General features: G+C 66.0%; 14 protein-coding genes and 1 tRNA gene. 3 read left to right on the top strand and 12 right to left on the bottom strand.

What is annotated here, in order from left to right; genetic code table 11:
• The first annotated feature begins 119 nt into the window (after window positions 1-119).
• The gene (locus ACT53K_RS11890; protein ID WP_476228863.1) at window positions 120-683 is read left to right on the top strand and encodes a PEPxxWA-CTERM sorting domain-containing protein; all 564 of its coding nucleotides are present in this window, start codon (window positions 120-122) and stop codon (window positions 681-683) included.
• Here ACT53K_RS11890 and ACT53K_RS11885 read toward each other — a convergent pair.
• Window positions 661-1,812 carry a carbohydrate porin gene (locus ACT53K_RS11885; protein WP_476228862.1) on the bottom strand — a complete coding sequence of 384 codons (1,152 nt, stop codon included), beginning with the start codon at window positions 1,810-1,812 and terminating at the stop codon, window positions 661-663. The genes ACT53K_RS11890 and ACT53K_RS11885 overlap by 23 nt on opposite strands.
• Window positions 1,813-1,942: 130 nt before the next feature.
• On the opposite strand from ACT53K_RS11885, the gene ACT53K_RS11880 reads away from it, so the two are divergent.
• Window positions 1,943-3,715, top strand: coding sequence for a methyl-accepting chemotaxis protein (locus ACT53K_RS11880; protein ID WP_476228861.1), 1,773 nt, complete (start codon window positions 1,943-1,945; stop codon window positions 3,713-3,715).
• Between the two features lie 7 nt (window positions 3,716-3,722).
• On the opposite strand, the gene ACT53K_RS11875 is transcribed toward ACT53K_RS11880, so the two are convergent.
• The 10 genes from ACT53K_RS11875 to pnuC all read right to left on the bottom strand — a co-directional run bounded on the left by ACT53K_RS11875 (window position 3,723) and on the right by pnuC (window position 16,834).
• Entirely contained in the window at window positions 3,723-4,334 is a 612-nt protein-coding gene (locus tag ACT53K_RS11875; protein ID WP_476228860.1) for an ATP-binding cassette domain-containing protein, read from the bottom strand.
• Complete coding sequence (modB, locus tag ACT53K_RS11870; protein ID WP_476228859.1) at window positions 4,324-5,010, bottom strand: molybdate ABC transporter permease subunit; 687 nt, start codon at window positions 5,008-5,010, stop codon at window positions 4,324-4,326. Before modB ends, ACT53K_RS11875 begins: the two co-directional genes overlap by 11 nt.
• The gene (gene modA, locus ACT53K_RS11865) at window positions 5,007-5,747 is read right to left on the bottom strand and encodes a molybdate ABC transporter substrate-binding protein (RefSeq protein ID WP_476228858.1); all 741 of its coding nucleotides are present in this window, start codon (window positions 5,745-5,747) and stop codon (window positions 5,007-5,009) included. The genes modB and modA overlap by 4 nt, the downstream gene beginning before the upstream one ends.
• Window positions 5,748-5,871: 124 nt before the next feature.
• Window positions 5,872-6,915 carry a glycosyltransferase family 2 protein gene (locus ACT53K_RS11860; RefSeq protein ID WP_476228857.1) on the bottom strand — a complete coding sequence of 348 codons (1,044 nt, stop codon included), beginning with the start codon at window positions 6,913-6,915 and terminating at the stop codon, window positions 5,872-5,874.
• Window positions 6,912-9,419, bottom strand: a complete 2,508-nt coding sequence (locus ACT53K_RS11855; RefSeq protein ID WP_476228856.1) for a DegT/DnrJ/EryC1/StrS family aminotransferase — start codon at window positions 9,417-9,419, stop codon at window positions 6,912-6,914. The genes ACT53K_RS11860 and ACT53K_RS11855 overlap by 4 nt, the downstream gene beginning before the upstream one ends.
• Before the next feature lie 158 nt (window positions 9,420-9,577).
• A complete protein-coding gene (locus ACT53K_RS11850; protein ID WP_476228855.1) occupies window positions 9,578-10,840 on the bottom strand; it encodes an NF038122 family metalloprotease in 1,263 nt (420 codons plus the stop codon).
• A gap of 457 nt (window positions 10,841-11,297) precedes the next feature.
• Complete coding sequence (gene lepA, locus ACT53K_RS11845) at window positions 11,298-13,106, bottom strand: translation elongation factor 4 (RefSeq protein WP_476228854.1); 1,809 nt, start codon at window positions 13,104-13,106, stop codon at window positions 11,298-11,300.
• A gap of 110 nt (window positions 13,107-13,216) precedes the next feature.
• Entirely contained in the window at window positions 13,217-15,526 is a 2,310-nt protein-coding gene (locus tag ACT53K_RS11840; protein ID WP_476228853.1) for a TonB-dependent receptor, read from the bottom strand.
• Between the two features lie 229 nt (window positions 15,527-15,755).
• On the bottom strand, window positions 15,756-16,283 hold the full coding sequence (locus tag ACT53K_RS11835; RefSeq protein WP_476228852.1) for an AAA family ATPase: 528 nt from the start codon (window positions 16,281-16,283) through the stop codon (window positions 15,756-15,758).
• On the bottom strand, window positions 16,280-16,834 hold the full coding sequence (gene pnuC, locus ACT53K_RS11830; RefSeq protein WP_476228851.1) for a nicotinamide riboside transporter PnuC: 555 nt from the start codon (window positions 16,832-16,834) through the stop codon (window positions 16,280-16,282). Before pnuC ends, ACT53K_RS11835 begins: the two co-directional genes overlap by 4 nt.
• A gap of 175 nt (window positions 16,835-17,009) precedes the next feature.
• On the opposite strand from pnuC, the gene ACT53K_RS11825 reads away from it, so the two are divergent.
• Window positions 17,010-17,086 (top strand) — tRNA-Pro (locus tag ACT53K_RS11825).
• A gap of 73 nt (window positions 17,087-17,159) precedes the next feature.
• Here ACT53K_RS11825 and ACT53K_RS11820 read toward each other — a convergent pair.
• Window positions 17,160-19,271, bottom strand: coding sequence for a methyl-accepting chemotaxis protein (locus tag ACT53K_RS11820; RefSeq protein WP_476228850.1), 2,112 nt, complete (start codon window positions 19,269-19,271; stop codon window positions 17,160-17,162).
• Between the last annotated feature and the right edge of the window lie 318 nt (window positions 19,272-19,589).

Genomic DNA, 19,589 nt, shown 5'->3' with positions numbered 1-19,589 from the left:
CATTGCCCGATCAACAACATAGAACCACTTCAGAAAAAATCGAGCAACAACGACAAGGGATGATCCCGGCGCCGGCGGCGCAAGTAAAAATGGCCCGCCCGATGCGAAAGGGGATCCCCATGTTCAAACATGTACTTGCCTGCGCCGGCGCAATGATTGCGCCCTCGATGGCCCATGCCGACGTCGCCACGATGTTTTACAGCGTAACGGGCAGCAATTTCCACGCCGATAGCACGCCCGCCACGCCGGTATTGGCGGACACGGTGCAACTGCGGTTCAAGCTGACGATCGACCCGTCGACCGCGACCAATATCGACGCAACCAATGCCGGGCTGGACATTGTTTCGTTCAACCTGCCCTACAAGCTCTATTATGCCTTTGCCTCATCGGGCATCATGATCATCGCCACCAATCCCCAGCCCGCCGGCTGCGCGATTACGTCGAACTCTTTCTGCGCGATGATCAACAATCCGTTCGGCAGCCGCCCAAAGGTGCTGTCGCTGCAACAGGCGGGCACGCAGGGCATCTGGAGCGGGCGCACCAACAGCGTCAGCAGCTATGCCGTGGTGCCCGAACCGGGCGCCTGGACGATGCTGCTGCTTGGGTTTGGCGTGCTGGGCGGGGCGGTGCGCTATCGCCGGCGCATCGCTCGCCAAGGCATCACAGCGCCAGCTTCAGCCTGAGCGTCGTCATCACGACGGCCGGCCCGCCCTCCTCACCGTTGCGGTCGAAGATGACCTGCACGTCCGGCTGGACGGTGAGGTGGCGGGAGACGCGGTCCGAATAGGTCAGCTCGAACGCCGATTCCGCACTGGCTGCGCGCAGCGCATTGTCACGCAGCATGCCGCGATAGCCGGGCGTCGTAACACCACGGCTGATGCCGAAGGACAGCGCGGAATCCGGTCTTCCCGGCACCGCCCGCTCGACCAGGAAGCCGGTCTGCCAGCCGCCCTGGAACGGCGTCGTTTTGCCGTCGGACAGGCCGACCCGTGCAAAGGCGGTCAGCGAGCGGTTTTCCTCACCACCGGCCAGGTGCAGTTCGGCGACGACAAAGCCGCCATGGGCCGTGCGCTTCAGCGGCGCGCCGTCGGCACCGGTTTCGGTATAATCATACTGGCGGTGCGTGTAGCGCCAATAGCCCGCGGCAAGCTTCAGCCCCTTGTGCTGCACCCCGGCCTCGCCGATCAGCAATGCACCGTATCGAAAACTCAGATCGACGCCGTTCGGGTCGCCCAGCGTCCCGGCATTGCCGTTCAGTACCGCAGCGCGAACATAGCCCAGGCCTTCCACGCGATGGTCGATCCGGACGGCAAGCGCCGTGGAGGGGAAAATCGAGGGACCATTGGGGCCCGTCGCTGCGAATTCGGCACCGACCCCATAAGCGGGAGCCAGCAATAGTGCGGCTGCCTCGTTGGCGTAAAATTCGGTGTTCAGATTGTAGAGCCCGGCCCGCACGCTGGTATGCGCGCCGAACCGCTGCTCGATCCACGCCTCGAACAGGCGCAGCCGGTGCGTTTTGACTTCGATATTGTCGACGCCCTGCAACGTGTCGGCGCCGTCATTCGGTCGCGTGCCCATATTATTGAGCACATGGACATGCGCGGCCGCTTGCTTCCACCCGATCAGCTTGTCGAGATCGCCGTCAGCCACCACGTCGAGATTGTCGAGCACGCGCATGCGATGATCGTCACCGCCCTGCGCGACAGTGGCGAAATCGACCGTTTCGGTAACATGCGCGTCGATCGCATGTTGCGCTTGGGCTGGTGACACGACCGCCAGGGCAAAGATGAATGTCAGAATAGAATGCCGCACCGCACATGACCCTTCCTCCCCTCGCCAATAAATTTAGAGGCATCACGCGGTGACGGTCCGTATCTACGCTATAAAAAGCGAGAATTGGGCGAATTAAATGTGGTAAATTCCTAGGAAAGGATTCCCGTCCGTGCAGTCAATCGCACAATCGACTCGCAAGATAACCCTCGTTGTTCTGGGGATTTTCCTGCTTCTCGGTGCCACTGGAATCGTCTCAGCCTGGCAATTGGGCGCCGCGCTCGGCCGTCAGGCCCAGGCTGCGGCGCTGCTGCGCAACCATATGGAAGCCGACATGATGCACGACGCGGTGCGCAGCGACGTGCTCGCCGCGCTCGCATCGACCGATCCCGGCATGCACCTTAGCTATCAGGACGCGCGCAAGGATCTGGCCGAGCATGTCGCGGCGCTACGCAAGGCGATCGACGAAGACGCCGCGTTCCGGGGCAATGCCGCGGTCGAGGCGGCCACCGCCAGTATCGCCGAGCCGATGAAGGCCTATGCCGATAGCGCTGCCCGCATCGCCGAAATGGCCACGACCGATCCAGCCGGCGCGCGACGCATGCTCCCGGCGTTCTTCGACCTGTTCCACAAGCTAGAAGACTCGATGAGCGCCGCATCGGACGCGATCGAAGCGCACTCTGGCGCAACCGCCAAATATGGTGAGCGGCTAGGCTTCATAGCGATCGCGCTGCTGGTCATTACGCTTGCTGCGGCGATCTTCGGAGGGCTGGCCATCGCCCGGCTGGTCCGCGCCCGTCTGGTCGACCCGATGGTGGACCTTGCCGAAGCGGTGCAGAAGCTGGGCGCCGGCGCCGATACCACCGTGCCGGAGACCGATCGCCCCGACGAGCTGGGCGAACTCGCCCGTGCCATCGCCCATTTCAACCAGCAGGTGCAGATCGCCGAGGGCGAGAAACAGGCATTGACGGCGCTGATCGTTGAAACGGTAGGCGCCGGCCTCCAGAATCTCGCCACGGGCGATCTGACTGCGCGCGTCGATGCCGAACTAACCGGCCCGTTCGCGCGCCTGAAGCGCGACTTCAACGCCGCGGTGGAAAGCCTGCGCGGCCTGATCGGCACGGTTCATACCGGTGCCGGCCATCTCCGCCAGGCCTCGCGCGAGATCAGCGATGCCGCTGACGATCTCGCCCGGCGCACCGAAGCAACCGCTGCCAGCCTGGTCGCAACCACCCAGACCGTGGGCGAAATCGACAGCCGCCTCAAAAGTTCGGTTCAGGCGGCTACCGCCACGGTGGAGCGGGCCGACCACACGATTCACGCCGTCCAGTCGGGTCGCTCGCGGGTTACCAACGCCGTGTCCGCCATGGGCCGCGTGTCGGACAGCGCCAAGGGCATCGATGCCGTAATCGAGGGGCTCGACAAGATCGCGTTCCAGACGCGCGTGCTCGCGATGAACGCCGCCGTAGAAGCAGGCCGCGCCGGCGAGGCCGGGCGTGGGTTCGCCGTCGTCGCCGATCTCGTCTCGGCCCTGGCGATGCGCGCGGAGGAGGAAGCCGGGCGCGCCCGCGATCAGCTCACCGTCACCCAGGTTGAAATCGGCACTGCCGTGTCCGCCGTGCAGGACGTCGACGGTGCCTTTGCCGAAATCAGCGAAAATGCCGCGACGGTGCATCAGCTTCTGTCGCAGGTCGCGTCCGACAACCGCGTCCAGTCGCAGGCGATTTCGCAGCTGGGCGAAACGATCCGGACCATGGACCACACCACCCAGCAAAATGCCGCGATGGTGGAGGAAACCTCGGCTTCGGCGCGCAGCCTGTTGCAGGAAGTGACTCAGCTCGCCGATGCCGCCGACCAGTTCGAAATCGGCAGCAAACCGAACGGTTCCGCATCCGCATCTGCACCTCGCCGCCAGACCGAGGCTGCGGGCGTCTGGATGCACTGAGCCCCGATCAGCCCATCGCGACGATGCGGTCGCCCAGCCGTTCCGCCTCATCGCGATCGTGCGTGACCAGCAGGATCGGCAGCCCGGTCTCGCGCCGCAGCCGCTCCAGCAGGCCCATAATCTCCTCGCGCCGCGCGCGGTCGAGCGAGGCCAAGGGCTCATCGAGCAGCAGGAATTCGGGCGCGGACAGCAAGGCGCGCCCGATCGCCACGCGCTTCGCCTCGCCGCCCGAGAGCGTGCGCGGCCATCGATCGAGCAGATGGGCGATGCCGAGTAGCGCGATTACCTCCTCGCCCTTCCCCGTCGCGGCGCGCGGCCGGCCGTAGAACAGGTTCGTCCGCACCCGCAGATGTGGAAACAGCCGCGGCTCCTGAAACACATAACCGGCACGACGCGCCTCCGGCGCCAGATCGACAGCCGCGGCTGCATCGAACAGCGTGCGCGAACCCACCCGCACATGCCCGGCATCGGGGCGCAGCAACCCGGCGACCATGTTGAGCACGCTCGTCTTGCCCGCGCCAGAGGGGCCGAACAACACCGTCACGCCCGCGCCGGGTTCGATCCGGCAGGCTATCTCCGCTTCGCCCAGCCGGCAGCGGACATCGATGTCAAAGGACATGACCGCCCCGCCCCAACCGTCGCGCGAACCATTCGGAGCCGAGCAGCGCAACCAGCGCCAGCACAACCGAGATGCCGGCAAGGCGCAGCACCTGCCCCTCCCCGCCCGGCTGCTGCAGCGCCGAGTAGATGGCGAGCGGCAGCGTCTGCGTCTCGCCCGGTACGTTGGACACAAAGGTGATGGTCGCGCCGAACTCGCCCAGCGCACGCGCAAAGCCCAGCACCAGCCCTGCAATCACCCCGGGCATCGCCAGCGGCAGCGTCACGCTGCGCAGCACCCGTGCGGGCGAGGCGCCCAGCGTCCGCGCCGCCGCCTCCAGCCGGGGATCCACGGCTTCCAGTGACAGCCGGATCGCGCGCACCATCAGCGGCAGCGCCATCACCCCCGCCGCGATCGCCGCGCCGCTCCAGCGAAACAGCACCGTCATGCCGAACCAGCGCTGGAGCAGCGCCCCCACCGGCCCGGCCGGCGCGAAGGCCAGCAGCAACAGCCACCCCGTCACCACCGGCGGCACCACCAGCGGCAAATGGACCAGCGCATCGAGCAGCAGCTTGCCGGGGAACCGCCAGCGCGCCAGTGCCCAGGCCAGCGCAAAGGCGATCGGCAGCGCGCCGAATACGGCCACCAACCCCACCTTCAGCGACAGGGCGACGATCGCCCATTCCTCACCGCTCACAGCGGCGTGAAGCCATAATGCGCGAAAATCGCCTTGCCGGCGCGCGACAGGAGGAAGCGGCGCAGCGGCTCGGCATCGGGGCTGGTCGCAGCCTTCAGCCGCGCGATGGGATAGCGGATCGGCGGGTGACTGTCGGCCGGGAATATCCCCGCTACCCGCACGGCGCGCGAGGCCTGCGCGTCGGTCGCATAGACGATACCGAGCGGCGCCGCGCCCCGCTCGACCAGCGCCAGCGCCGCCCGCACGCTTTCCGCCCGCACCACCTTGGGCGCGACCGCGTTCCAGATGCCCAGCTTCTCGAGCGCAGCCTTGCCATAGCGGCCAGCAGGCACCGACTCCGGATCGGCCATCGCCAGCCGCCCGCCACCCAGCATCGCCGCCAGCGGGGCGCCGGGACGCAACGCGAGGTTTCGGCGGTCCTCCGCGCGTGCGACCAGCACCAGCCGATTGCCCAGAAAGGACGCGCGCGTGCCCGGCGCGAGCAGCCCGCGCTGCTGCAGATCGTCCATCCAGGGCTCGTCCGCCGATACGAACAGGTCCGCCGGTGCCCCCGCTGCGATCTGTCGCGCCAGCGCCGATGAGGCCGCGAAGGACAGAACCGGCCGCGCATGGCCGGCCCGCGCCCAGGCGTCGGCAGCAGCGTTCAGCGATTCCTGCAGACTGGCAGCGGCCAGCACCAGCGGCGCCCGCCCCTGCGCCCGGGCCGGAAAGGCCAGCGCGGCCCCCAGGCCCGCCATCAGATCGCGCCGCCGTATCAGCATGGGGCCGGGGTGGCGCAAAGCGGCGGCGATGGCAAGGGTGGAGGCACGCTGCCTGCCATGCTATCCTGATCGCACCTGCCGGTAGAAGACCCGCCGGCGCTCAGCGCCGACGTAACGCCCGAAACCCGCCGATAAGCTGGCTTGCCGCCAGGTCCAGCGGCGCCCCGTCCTTCAACGCGACACCGGCCGGGCGATCCGCCAGCAGCGCCGGCAGCGCCATCCGGCCCGATCGCACGGCGGTACGGCACAGGCGCCACCACAGGCGCGAGATCTGGCGGTCCACCGCTGCCAGGTCCGCCGCATCGCGTACCTCTCCGAACGCGCTCCTGAGCACGCCGATACCGGCGAACAGCCGGGCCAGCGTCACGCGATCGGGCACCGGCTCCAGCGCCATCAGGTGGCGCACGATCAGCGGCGCAATATCGGGCGCATCCTCGCCCATCAGTGCGGCATGGCGTTCGCGCAGCAGCGCCTCGGCATTGGCGCGCATCGTCGCGTTGAACTGGTTCGAGGCACCGCCGGCATGCACGCGGTAGCGCAGCAGCACTTCGTCGATCTGCGCCAGCCGGCCAAAGGCGCGCAGCCGGTGATAGAGGTCGAAATCCTCGACATAGCGCAGTTCCGGCCGCTCGAACGGGTCGAGCTGCCGCGCGGCATCCGCACGGAACATCACCGACGACCAGACGATCGGGTTCTGCACCAGGATCAGCCAGTCGATCAGCCCCGGCGTCAGCGGCCGTAACCAGCGGCCGGGTTCCACGCCCTTGTCGGTCAACAGGTCGGCGGCCGTCGCGACCAGCACCGTCTCCGGATCGGAATCGAGAAACGCCACTTGCCGCGCGAAGCGTTCGGGCAGGCAAATATCGTCCTGGTCCAGGCCAGCGACATAGCGGCCGCGCACTTCGGCAAAAGCGCGGTTGCGCGCCAGCACCGGGCCGCCATTTTCGTTCGCCTCGATCACCCGGATGCGTGGATCGCCGAAGCGGTGCAGCACCGCCGCGCTGTCGTCGCGCGAACAATCGTCGACGGCAATCAGCTCCCAGTCGGTCCGCGTCTGGGCCTGCAGGCTGGCGATCGTATCCGGCAGCAAGGCTGCGCCGTTATAGACCGCCATCACCACCGATATGGTGGGCACCGCGCTCATGCGGCGCGGCGCACCGCATCGCCCAGCAGCTGATCGACGATCATCTGGCCGATGTCGTTCTGCCACAGCCAAAGGCCATTGGCCTTGCCGCTGAAGCTCGCCTCGCCGCCCAGCGGCCCGTCGGGCACATGACCGGAGGCCAGGCCGATCCCAAAGACGCCCGGCACCGGCCGCCCATCGGCGTCGATCACCCGACATTGCTGGTCAACCAGCCGCGGGCGGCCCGGCGCATCGGCCATCAATGCGATGCGATTGCCTTCCACGTCGTAGAGCGGGAGCGCCCGCGGGCGATAGCCCAGCGCGCCGATCACGACATCGGCAGCCATCAGTTCGGCGCGGATTTCCTCGGCATTTTCGAGCGTCATCCGCCGCAGTCCCATGCGTGGATCGGGCGCGCGGCCGCCGATGCCCAGCATCCGCAGCACCAGCTCGCGCGCCTCCAGCCGGAAGCCGGCAAGGCGATAGACGAAGCCGCTGACCGGGCAGATGTCCTCGGGACCGAAATCGGTGAAGCCATCGGCATGGGCTTCCTCGGCCGAGCGATAAAAGGGCCGCAGCGGTCGGCGATGATAGAGACGCAGCCCCTCCGCCCCCAGCGGCAGCGCCGGTGCGGCCTTCAGCATCAGCGCCGCAGCGGCCATCGCACTGGTCGAGCCGCCGACGATCGCGATGCGCGGCGCCCGGGAATCGGCAATGCGCGCGCGCAGCCGATCCAGCCCGCCGACGCGCAGGAAGTCGTCGCCCAGCATCAGCCGGTCGCCGGCCAGCTCGCCCAGCGTTGCACCCGCCACCTGTTCGCCGGCGACATGCTCGCGCGCCTGATAGCCGCCGGTAGCAATCACGAGGTTGGCCGCGCGCATCACTCGCTCCTCGCCCGTCACGAGGTTGCGGACGCGCGCCGCCCAGTCGCCCTCGGCGGTGCGTCGCGCCTCGACCACTTCGGATCGGGTGACGACGGCGCCCCCTTCTTCGGCGACGATCGCACCCAGCCGCGCGCCGGTCGCTTCCAGCAGCGGCGTGGTGCGGGTGAGCGGTACGCCCAGCCGGCCGACATGCATCGCCACTTCGCGCCCGGCATGATGCTCGGTCAGCGCGGCAATATCGCCATGCACATTGTCCTTCACCGCCGTCAGAAAGGTCTCGGCCGTGCTGTCGGACGTGATCGCATAGGTGCCGATCTCGCCCCGGCCCAGCACCGCGTCACGCTCGATGATCGCCAGCCCGCTGCGCGCCAGCGGCACCAAATGGTCGCCCTTGGTCGCCGCCGTCAGCAACGCCGTACCGGCCGGCCCGCCGCCGACGATCAGCGCCGAATGGACCTTGCGACCGCGCCGGTCGACATGAATGCCGTCCAGCCCGCTCGAGCGGCATGCATCCATCAGCGCCTCGCAGATATGCTCGACATCCGCCTCGGTCATCGTGTCGGTGATCGGCAGCGACACGATGCGCGCGGCGATGTCGTCGCACACCGGCAGCGGCTCGATCATCGCCTGACCACGGAACCAGGGCTGTTCGGCCAGATGCGGGCTGAAATAATGCCCCGCGCCGATGCCGCGTTCGGCCAGCGCGGCGATGATCGCGCGGCGATGGCCGGCAAAGGGGCGCGGCAGCAGCAGCGACTGGAACTGCAGCGCCGGCCGCGTGCCGCGCAGTTGCTGAAACTCGAACCCGTGCTTGTCGGCAAAACTGCCCAGCCGGTCGCGATAGACCTGGTCCAGCCGGGCGCGGTGCGCCGCCAGCCCCTCGATCTCGCCCAGCTTGGCGGCGGCGAGCAGGCCCAGCACTTCGGGCAGCTTGGCGTTGATGCCCGGCCCTTCGGCCGAACGGTTGCCGGCAAAGCCGAAATTGGTCATCCGGCGCAGCGCTTCAATCAGTTCGGCATTGCCGCTATGCACCAGCCCGCCTTCGGCAGTGGCGAACACCTTGGTCGCGTGCATCGAATAGACGACGGCAAAAGGCGCCCCCGCGCCGAACGCCCCCCCCTGCGCGTCCCGCGCGCCGAGCGAGGCGGCAGCGTCGATCACCACGCCCACGCCCCGCGCCTGATACGCACGATAGCGCGCCAGATCGATTCCGGCGCCAAAGGTCGCATAGGGCACCACGACGGCGACCCGGTCGCCATAGCGGCCAAAGGCGGCGGCTTCAGCCGCCTCGCTCATCGTCCAGTCGTCGGGATCGCTGTCGCACAGCACCGGCGTCAGGCCGGCCCATTGCACCGCCTGCGCCGTGGCGGCGAAGGTGAAGCTGGGCACCAGCGCCAGCGCGCCCGTGCCGGCACGCGGACCGGCGGCATGGCGGATCGCGATCATCAGGCCCAGCGTGGCGTTACTCACCGCCAGGCTGTCGCCGACACCGCCGAACAGGGTCGCGGTCGCCGCAGCCTCGAAATCGCGTACCACCGGGCCGCCATTCGAGTAGATGCCGCGCCCTTCGATCGCTGCAAGCTGATCGCTCATCGCGCTCAGGCGTGGCGGGTTCGGGGCGATAAGCGGCAGGCGGCGCATGCGAGTCTCCGGTCATCCCGGCCCCCCGGCCAGGATGTTTGCGCCGGAACCTCGCACTTGCGGCTTAGCAAAGGGTAAAACTGGCTTAGACCATTCCGGCGAAGGCTGCGGCGGCGCCCCGTTTTGGGACGGCAGCCGCTTCCCCCGGCCGGTGTCGGTCAGGCCGCTGCCGGCAGCCGCTGTCCGCCGCGGCGCCGGATCGCCGTGCCCGCCATGCCGAACCCCACGAGCAGCATCGCCCAGCTCATCGGCTCCGGCACGCCGGTGATCGCGCGATAGATCTGGTTGGTGTTGAAGGTGTAGCCGCGATTCTTCAGCACATCGACGTTCAGGTTCCAGCCGATCGCATCGAATGCGGCGAGGTCGGTCGCGGTAATCACGCCCATCTCGCCATAGCAGAAGGTCGGGTCCATCACACCGATCTGGGCATAGCCGTTGCAGCCGCCCGCCGAAGAGGCCGTGTCCTTGAAGTGCGACGCCTGGCGGCCGTCGCCATTATATTCCCCAGTCGAGAATCTCGACCGGCCATTGAACTGGGTGAGCCCGCCATCGATCGAGAAATAGGAAGGCGTGCCGACGCTCCAGTCGAGCGCCGGCCCGCTGCCGGGCACCGCATTGCGCGGATCGGTGCTGTAGCGGAACAGGTCGAGCACCGACCCTGCCGTCTGGTTGTCCCAGTTCACCTGGCTACCGATCGAGGCGCCCGGGCCGACGCCCGAATATTGATCGTACAGGTCGACGCCGCTGGTGAAGCCCAGCGCATGGCCGATTTCGTGGATGGCCACGCCGATAAAGTCCATCTTCCCGGCGGAAATGCCGTTGGTCGGATCGAAATCGAAGCTGAATGCCGAGCTGAAGGTGATGTTGGCATCCTTGCCGGACAGGCCATAGCCCAGCGCCTTCAGATTGGCAGAGGTCGCCACCAGCCGCGCATTGTCGCGCGTGATGCTGGTGTCATACTTCACCGAATTCAGGTCGATGCCGGTGCCGCTGTTGCTCGTCGGCCCGTTGCGGATCATCGAAATGCCGTGGATCGCCCCGAACAACGGATCCTGATAGGTTTTCGAGGACAGCGTAGGCAACACGATCGCCGCGTCGAGCGATGACGTGCCGACATCCTTCAGCGCGCCGATCACATCCTCTGCCGCCACTTCATAGCGGGTGCTGCCGGTCGAGCCGATAATGTCCTGGCCCAGCTTGCTATAGCCCACGCCCAGATTGACCGTGACGTTGGTGGTGATCACGCTTTCCCAATAGGCAGCGGCGATCTCGAAGCCCTTTTCCGCCGCGCTTCCCTTCACGCCGCCATTGTCGATCAGGTTGATCTTGAGCTGTGCGTGCGCCGGCGCCACCGCGCCTGCCAGCGCCAGAACCGCCGCGCCGGTTGCGGCCAGTTGCTTGATCCTTGTCCCGATGGTCATCCTAATCCCCCTCTACCGGGCGCGGCCTTACCGTCGCCTCATGATAGTTAGTCATTTGTTAACCATGCTCGTCAAGAAAATTAATGCCGGATCGCATTGGGTTAATCGCAACCATTATGGAACTACCGGCCCGAAATAGCGCGATGCGTTACAAATTATTGCAAAATTTCTTAAGCCGGCGCGCGCGTTCCGCGTCCGGTAATCGGCCCGGCATCGTTATGCGCAGCGCGATGGTGCGCGCTAGTTCGGGAAGGGCTGAATGGCGTGTAACACCAAGTTGCGTTGATGTGGGCTCATCCGCAGATTGAAACCCTTACCACCAGCCGTCGCCCCAGCGAAAGCTGGTGTCTCCGGGAGGCCGGGCGAAAACGGAACGGTGCTACTGCAGGAGATGCCAGCTTGCGCTGGCATGACGATGGGGGTGCGTGGCCATCCAAGCCGATTGGTGCAGCGCCGCTTATTCCTCGCCCATCCGCAGCGCGGCGATGAACGCCTCCTGCGGGATCTGCACGCTGCCATATTCGCGCATCCGCTTCTTGCCTTCCTTCTGCTTTTCCAGAAGCTTGCGCTTGCGGGTGGCGTCGCCGCCATAGCATTTGGCGGTCACGTCCTTGCGCAGCGCGGCGATCGTCTCGCGGGCGATCACCTTGCCGCCGATAGCCGCCTGGATCGGGATCTTGAACAGGTGGCGCGGGATCAGGTCTTTCAGCCGCTCGCACATGCCGCGGCCGCGGCTCTCCGCGGTCGAGCGGTGGACGATCATGCTCAGCGCATCGACCGGCTCGTTGTTGACGAGGATGCTCATCTTGACGAGGTCGCCGGCGCGGTGGCCGATCTGCTCATAGTCGAAGCTCGCATAGCCGCGGCTGATCGACTTGAGGCGATCGTAGAAGTCGAACACCACTTCGTTGAGCGGCAGCTCGTAGGTTACCTGGGCACGGCCGCCGACATAGGTGAGGTTCTTCTGGATGCCGCGGCGGTCCTGGCAGAGCTTCAGGATCGGCCCCAGATATTCGTCAGGCACATAGATCACCGCCTGAATCCACGGCTCCTCGATCTCGTCGATGCGGTTGGGATCGGGCATGTCGGCGGGGTTGTGGAGCTCGATCTCCTTGCCCTCGGTCTCGCCGGCCGCCTTGGTGAGGCGCATCTTGTACACCACGCTGGGCGCAGTGGTGATGAGGTCGAGGTCGTACTCGCGCATCAGCCGCTCCTGGATGATCTCCAGGTGCAACAGGCCCAGGAACCCGCAGCGGAAGCCGAAGCCGAGCGCGGCCGAGGTTTCCATCTCGAAGCTGAACGAGGCATCGTTCAGCCGAAGCTTCGAGATGCTTTCGCGCAGCTTTTCGAAGTCCGCCGCGTCGACCGGGAACAGGCCGCAGAACACCACCGGCTGGACTTCCTTGAAGCCCGGCAGCGGTTCGGCGGCGGGCTTTTTGGCGTCGGTCAGCGTGTCGCCGACGCGGGCCTGTGCGACTTCCTTGATCTGCGCGGTGATGAAGCCGATCTCGCCGGGGCCGAGGTCGGGAAGCTGCTCGATCTTCGGGCGGAACGCGCCGACACGGTCGACCAGATGGGTCGTGCCGGTCTGCATGAACTTGACCTGCTGGCCCTTCTTGATCGTCCCGTCGATCACGCGGACAAGGATGACGACGCCCAGATACGGGTCGTACCAGCTATCGACCAGCATCGCCTTCAACGGCGCCTCCGGATCGCCCTTGGGCGCGGGAATACGCTCGACGATCGCGTCGAGGATCTCGTCGATGCCGATGCCGGTCTTAGCGCTCGCCAGCACTGCGTTCGAGGCGTCAAGGCCGATCACGTCCTCGATCTCGGTCTTCACCTTTTCCGGTTCGGCCGAAGGCAGGTCGATCTTGTTGATGACCGGGATGATCTCATGGTCGTGCTCGATCGACTGGTACACGTTCGCCAGCGTCTGCGCCTCAACCCCTTGCGCGGCGTCGACCACCAGCAACGCGCCCTCGCAGGCGGCGAGGCTGCGGCTCACTTCATAGGCGAAGTCGACGTGGCCGGGCGTGTCCATCAGGTTGAGGACATGGCCCTTCCATTCCAGGCGCACGGTCTGCGCCTTGATCGTGATGCCGCGCTCCTTCTCGATATCCATGTTGTCCAGCACCTGCTCGGACATCTCGCGCTCGGCGAGACCCCCGGTGCGCTGGATCAGCCGGTCGGCGAGTGTCGACTTGCCATGGTCGATATGCGCGATGATCGAGAAATTGCGGATCTTGGTGATGTCAGTGGCCATGATCGGGCGGCGTTAGCAGGGTGCGCGCAAAAGCCAAAGTACCGGAATGCACGAAAGCGAAGGGGCGCGCCTTGCGGCACGCCCCCTGCCTTTTCGCGATGCGCTGCAGATCAGCGGAACTTGCCGCTCAGCGACACGCCGAACACCCGCGGCTCGTTGAGAACGGCGGCGCGATAATTCTCGATCACGCCCTTCAGGTTCTTCTCGCCGGTGATGTTGCGGATGAAGCCTGCGATTTCCCAGTTGTTGCTGGGCGCCGTGTAGCCGATCTTCAGGCCGCCTTCGAAGTTGCCGTTCGCGGTGAACTCCTTCGTCTTGTACAGCACGAAGTTGGTGTAGCCCTGCACGTTCCAGTCGGTCTGGATGAACAGCTTGCCGCCAATGTCCATCGGGATGTCATAGCGCGCATTTACGTTCAGGTTGTACTCGGGCGCGTTCGGCAGCGGGTTGCCGTCGATCTTCGCAAGGAAGGCCGGGGCACCGAACAGCGTGATCTGGCGATACGGGTTCAGCACGGTGCAGGTAAGCTGACCGGCGAAGGCGCAGGTCTGCACTTCGACATTCTTGTCGTCGATCTCGCTGTGCAGCCAGCTCGCGCCCGCCTGGATCGACAGGTTGCGCACCGGATGCCAGTCGATATCGGCTTCCACGCCGTAAGCCTTGGCCTTGTTGGCGTTGAGCAGCACGCCGTTGCCGTTGGCGTCGTTGCCATTCAGCTGGATGTTGTCGAGCGTGTAGTAGAAGCCGGTCAGGTTGAAGCGCAGCGTGTTGGCGAGCTGGGTCTTCACACCCGCTTCCCACGACAGGATCGTTTCCGAATTGGCGGTGGTGAAGTCCGAGTTGAACACCGCCGAGCGACCCTGAATGGTCGGGCCACGGAAGCCCTTGGCGACGCGGGCATAGACGCTCACGTCCGGGTTCACTTCATAGCGGGCGCTCAGATCCCAGCTCGGCTGCGTGTCCGACAGGCGGACGTGGCGGCGGCCCTTGTAGGTCACGACACCCGCAGCGGTATCCGCCGTCTTCAGCAGATCGGTGGTCTTGGTGTCCTGGGTCACGCGGCCGCCGGCGGTAATCGTCAGCTTCGGCGCGACTTCATAGCTGACCTGGCCGAACACCGCCCAGCTCGTGTTGACATTGTGCAGCCGCACCCAGTTGTTCGGGTTGTTCGCCGCACCGCTCAGGAAATAGGCGCGCTGGTAGAAATCGGTGATGTCGCGCGAGTCGAAATAGAGCGCACCGACCTGCCACTTCAGCGGGCCTGCGCCATTGCTGGCAGCGCGCACTTCCTGCGACCACTGGTCGAGCCCGCGCACGCGGCCCATCGATTCGCCAAAGCCGGCATTGCCGAAATCGGCGGCCGCGCCGCCATCGGTATCGCCGCGGCTAAAGCCCGACAGCGTCTCATAGCCGGTGATCGAGGTGAGCGTGACGCCGCCCAGCTCCCAGTTCACATGCACCGATCCGCCGGCGGTGTTGTAGCTCTGCGGATTGTTCGCGCCTTCGTCCCAGCGCGCGCTGGTGAACTGCACGCCGTTGATCTGGTTCGAGCCCAGGTTCAGCGCGCCGCGACGGAACACAGTGGCGGTGCCGTCATACCAGCGCGCATGGGTCGAGGCGAGGACCGAAAGGTTGTCGGTCGGCGTCGCGAGCAGCTGCACGCGCACGTCGCGCTCGTTGAAGCCGCCGGCTGCCTTCTTCTTCGGCGCCACGGTGCCGTCGAAGCTCGGACCCGAATAGGTATTGTCGATATAATCGTCGCGATGCTGCCACAGGCCGGAGATGCGGAAGGCCAGCTTGTCCTTGATGATCGGACCGCCGACGCCGGCATCGAGGTTCACGCTGTTATAGCTGCCATAGCTGGCGGTGGCGCGACCTTCATAGTCCTGGGTCGGGCGGATCGTGTCGAACTTGATGATGCCGGCCGTGGTGTTGCGGCCGAACAGCGAGCCCTGCGGACCGCGCAGCACTTCGATCTGGTTCACGTCGAACACCGGGTTCGACTTGAGCACGACATGCTCGAGCACGATGTCGTCATGGATGATCGACACCGGCTGCGACGCGCCGAGGTAGAAGTCGACGTTGCCCAGGCCGCGAATGTAGAAGCGCGGGAAGATGCGGCCGGTCGAGGATTCGACATACAGGCCCGGCACCTTGCCCGACAGCGCGAGCAGCGTGTCGTCGCCGCCAGCGGTATAGTCGCGCGCCTGCGCAGCCGGCAGCACGGCGACCGACAGCGGCACGTTCTGCTGGTTTTCCGGACGGCGCTCGGCCGTCACGACCACTTCCTGCAGGCCTTCATCGGCAGTCGCAGCGGGCTGCGCCGGCTGGGTCTGGGCAAAGGCAGTGGTGGAGGCGAAGAGCGCGCCAAGGGCGGCGCCGATCATCAGGCTGCGCTTGTCGCGCGCGAAATGAAGCATGAATTTTCCCCGATTGGACATTGTGTTTATATGTACACGGCACGACGCAACCGACCGCTGGAAAGTCCAGCAATCACAATTGCTTGATGTTCATTAACCCCGTGCCGTCGGCCGCGCGTTAGGCCCCGATTGTGAACATGTTGTGACAAGATTGCAGCGATTTGCCGCATTGCAACAGGAGGCGGCCGAGACGTTGTATTTGGGCAACAGATGCGCGGCTGAGCGCCCTTCAGGCAAGCTCGACCCGCGCCGCCTCGATTGCCGCTACGGCCTGCGCGAACCGCGCATCGCCCTCGCCCTGCACCAGCGCCCAGCGCACGCCGCGGCGGTCCAGTTCGGCGCGCGACAGGTCGAAAAAGCGCTGGCGCTGCTCGGCCGTGCCGAACATCCGCGTGCCATCCGCCACCCAGGGCAGATCGACATCGAACAACAGGTAGAAGTCCGCCAGTCCGTCCCAGCGGTCGAACCAGGGATCGCGCTCGCCGAACAGCATTTCGGCCCACACCGCCGTCATCAGCGGGTCGGTATCGAGGATCAGCGGATCGGCCCCCGCCGCCAGCATCATCCGCGTGCCGGCGTCATGCGTCTTGGCGATTTCGATCAGGTCGCGCATCGTAAAGGCAATGCCGCGCGCCTCGGCATATTCGCGGCCATATTCGTCGAGCACCTCGCCGCCGAAATGCGCCGCCAGTCGCGCGGCCAGCGTCGTCTTCCCCGTGCTTTCCGGGCCGTGCAGGCAGATTGTTCGGGGGCTCATGTCCGTGCTCGCATCCAGTCGATCAGCCCCCAAACCGAAAGCAGCAGGAAAATGCAATAGAGGCCGGAAGTAAGCCACAAACCCTTGATGAGAAAAAGCGGAATCGCGGCAAGGTCCACGGCGATCCACAACCACCAGCATTCGACGAAACGACGCGACTGCAATAGTTGCGCGGCAACGCTCATCACGGCGATGCTGCCGTCCCACCAGGGCGCAGCCGCATCGGTAAAGCGGTGCATCATCGCACCCCAGGCCAGCGCCGCCACCAGACATGCCGCCAGCCAGCCGAGCCGGGCATTGTTGCCCAGCCGCTCCACTGCCACCTCGCCCACCGCCGCCTTGGCACGGCCCCAGTTCCACCAGCCATAGCAATTGACGGCGAAATAAAAGGGCTGGAGCAGCGCGTCGCTGTACAGCTTCTGCGAAAAGAAGATCCAGGCGTAGAGCGACACCATCGCCAGTGCGAACGGATAGTTCCACAGGCTGCGGCGCACGACGAGCGTGACGTTGATCAAGCCCAACAGGGTTGCGAGGGTTTCGAGCAGGCTCACCCGGCCCGCCTAGCATTCCCCTTGCCGGCTGGTCGAGCGGCCGCGTTCCGGCAGCGCGCACAAAATGCCACGCAAGGCTGCACAGGGCGCTTGACGGCCCCCGAACCCACCCTTATAGGCGCGCCTCCAAGCTCAAGCCGGTCTGCTCCCGAAAGCATGTTGGACCGGACTCCGTCGGGGAGTAGCTCAGCCTGGTAGAGCACTGTCTTCGGGAGGCAGGGGCCGGAGGTTCGAATCCTCTCTCCCCGACCATCTTCTTGAAATCGCCGGTTTGTTTAGCAGGTCGCCGTAGCGGTCTCCGCGTGACGCACAGGCCCTTCACCGGTCACGCCGCCATTGCCCCCGCAGCCGCGTAAGCACGCCCGCAGCCGCCGCGCGCTTCGGACCGCGTGACTTCGAAGCGCTGCGCCTGGCTCGCCAGTATCTCGACTTCGCTGGCCAGGCTCATTGCCGCGGCCGAGGTCTGTTCCACCATCGCGGCATTCTGCTGCGTCGCGCGGTCGACATCGGCGACGGCAACGGTGATCTGGCCCAGCGACAGCGACTGCGCGTCGTTATGCTCGGTAATGGTGCCGATCAGGTGATGGAATGCCTCGACGCCCGTGGCAATCGCATCGAGCGCGCCATCGACGCTCCGCACGGATTCTACGGCGGCGGCAATGCCGGCCTGGGTTACGGTCAGTTGTTCCCGCGCGCGCTTCGCCTCTTCCTCGGCGCGCATCGCCAGCGCGGAAACCAGATCCGCCACCACAGCAAAGCCGCGGCCCGCCTCGCCGGCGCGCCCTGCTTCTACTGCCGCATTCATCGCGAGCACGCGCGTCTGGAACGCGATCTTGTCGAGCCCTTCGATAACCGAGTCGATGTCCTGCGCGCTGACCGCCACCTCTCCCATCGAGTCGACTGCCTGGTACGCGATCGTGCGCCCCTGCTGCACCGTGGCGATCGCCTCATCTGCGCGGCGCAGCGTTTCGCGCGAGGAATCAGCCGTCGCCCGCACCCGCGCATCGACTTCGACCAGCGAGGCGGAGGTTTCTTCCAGCGTGGCGGCGCTGCTTTCGGTTCTGCGCGCCAGGTCCGTTGCGGCCTGCGAGATTTCGCTCGAACCCGAACGGATGGCTTCCGCGCTTCGCAGCGTCGTGCCGATCAGCGTGCACAGACTTTCGCTCGCCGCGTTGAAGTTGGACTTCAGCACGGCAAAGGGGCCGGTAAGTTCGGTGGTGATGCGGTGGACAAGGTTGCCCTGCGCCAGCGCAGCAAGACCGGTGCCGACGCTCTCGACGATCAGCTTGGTTTGCGCCGCGCGCGCATCTTCGGCTTCGCGCAGCTGCGTGCGGAGCATGCCGACGCTTTTGCCCAGCGCCGTCAACTCATTGTCGTCGGCAGGCAAGGCGATGTCGCCGCGCAATTCCCCGCGCGCGATGGATTCGGTGGCGGAGCGGATCTGTTCAAGCGGGGCAGTGATGCTTTGGGTGATGCGCCGCACCAGCAGCACCAGCGCCGCGCCGATGAGGAGCAGGAGCAACGCGGTGCCCAGCAGCAGCATGTCGGCGCGCGTCTTGCTCGCCTCGGCATCGGCGATCATCCCGTTGGCAACCGAATCTTCCAGAGCCTTCAGGCCTTCGATGCGCGCACTGGCGGCTTTCCACCAGCCGGCGGCATCCCCCGTGATCGGCTGTCCGGTCGCGCCGCTCTGGAAGGCTGCGTCGCGATATTGCTGAACGGTTTGCGCGTTCGAATCCGCCAGCAACTGCTCGAGTGCCGCGCGCTGCGCATCCGTCGCCAGCTGGCGGAAACGGCCGAAGGCACCATCCTGTAGCGCGATGAAGCCGACAAAGGATCGATAGGTCGCAGGCTCGAAATGGCCGGCGCCGAAGCCCGTCGCGCCCATTGCGCGCTCCAGCCCGGCAGCCTCCTTGCCCCGGGTGATCTGGATATAGGCGGCCTGTGCGCGCGCCTGTGCGCCGGAAGCGTTGGAAGTAGCCAGCCGCTCGATCGCATTCGGCGATGCATTGACGATGCCTGTGTACCGCGCGGCAAGTGCGGGAACGCTCAGCGATCGCCGGTCGATCGCCGCCCGCAGCGCGCTGATGTCGCCAAGCTGTTGTGAAACCTCCGTCAGCCCATCGCTGGCGGGCGCAGCCTTCAGAACCGCGATCTTCTGGTCGGTGCGGGCGCGCTGGCTTGGCAGGTCGTCCGCAAATTTGGCCCCCTTGCTGCTGGTATAGCCGGCGGAAAAGCCCCGCTCGCGCTGCAGCTCGTGTACAAGGTTGCCCAGCTGCACCGAAAGCGCGGTACCTGCCGCCAGTTGCCCGGCGTCGCTGCGGGCGCTCGCCAGCTGGAACAGCATGTTTCCTGCGAACAACAGGGCCGCGACGGCCGGAAGCGCCGCGATCATTCGCAGCCGCTTCGAAATCATGGTGTTCGCAAGATCGATCATGGAGCGCCCGAGCATAGGTTCTCGCCACCCGCAGGACGCAGACGGCATCGCCCTAATTATAGATGGCTGTCGGGTAACTCTCGTCGCCAGCGCCAGGAGCCGAGGGGATTTACCTAGAGCATTTTCAAGTTGACCGTGTACGGTCAACGACTCGGAAAATGCGGCAACCAAATATCTGGAGCGTTTTCGCCCATGGTGAAAACGCTCTAGTATTTGCGGCGCCCCTGTGCGCCCTTTTCAGCGGCGTAACTCTCAAAGCAGCCTCCCCGGGGGAAGCAGGATTATACCCGCAGGGCGCGACACCATAGCGCCCGGGCA

The sequence above is a fragment of the Sphingomonas sp. DMC8 genome, from assembly GCF_056314185.1.
Note: the sequence above shows the minus strand (reverse complement) of the source record. Positions and strands in the feature narration are given on the sequence as shown.

Coding starts and splice junctions, on each gene's coding strand:
- ACT53K_RS11890 (WP_476228863.1), top strand. CDS start 120: ATGTTCAAACATGTACTTGCCTGCGCCGGCGCAATGATTGCGCCCTCG.
- ACT53K_RS11840 (WP_476228853.1), bottom strand. CDS start 15,526: ATGCTTCATTTCGCGCGCGACAAGCGCAGCCTGATGATCGGCGCCGCC.
- ACT53K_RS11860 (WP_476228857.1), bottom strand. CDS start 6,915: ATGAGCGCGGTGCCCACCATATCGGTGGTGATGGCGGTCTATAACGGC.
- ACT53K_RS11820 (WP_476228850.1), bottom strand. CDS start 19,271: ATGATCGATCTTGCGAACACCATGATTTCGAAGCGGCTGCGAATGATC.
- ACT53K_RS11850 (WP_476228855.1), bottom strand. CDS start 10,840: ATGACCATCGGGACAAGGATCAAGCAACTGGCCGCAACCGGCGCGGCG.
- ACT53K_RS11835 (WP_476228852.1), bottom strand. CDS start 16,283: ATGAGCCCCCGAACAATCTGCCTGCACGGCCCGGAAAGCACGGGGAAG.
- ACT53K_RS11875 (WP_476228860.1), bottom strand. CDS start 4,334: ATGTCCTTTGACATCGATGTCCGCTGCCGGCTGGGCGAAGCGGAGATA.
- lepA (WP_476228854.1), bottom strand. CDS start 13,106: ATGGCCACTGACATCACCAAGATCCGCAATTTCTCGATCATCGCGCAT.
- ACT53K_RS11855 (WP_476228856.1), bottom strand. CDS start 9,419: ATGCGCCGCCTGCCGCTTATCGCCCCGAACCCGCCACGCCTGAGCGCG.
- modA (WP_476228858.1), bottom strand. CDS start 5,747: ATGGCGGGCCTGGGGGCCGCGCTGGCCTTTCCGGCCCGGGCGCAGGGG.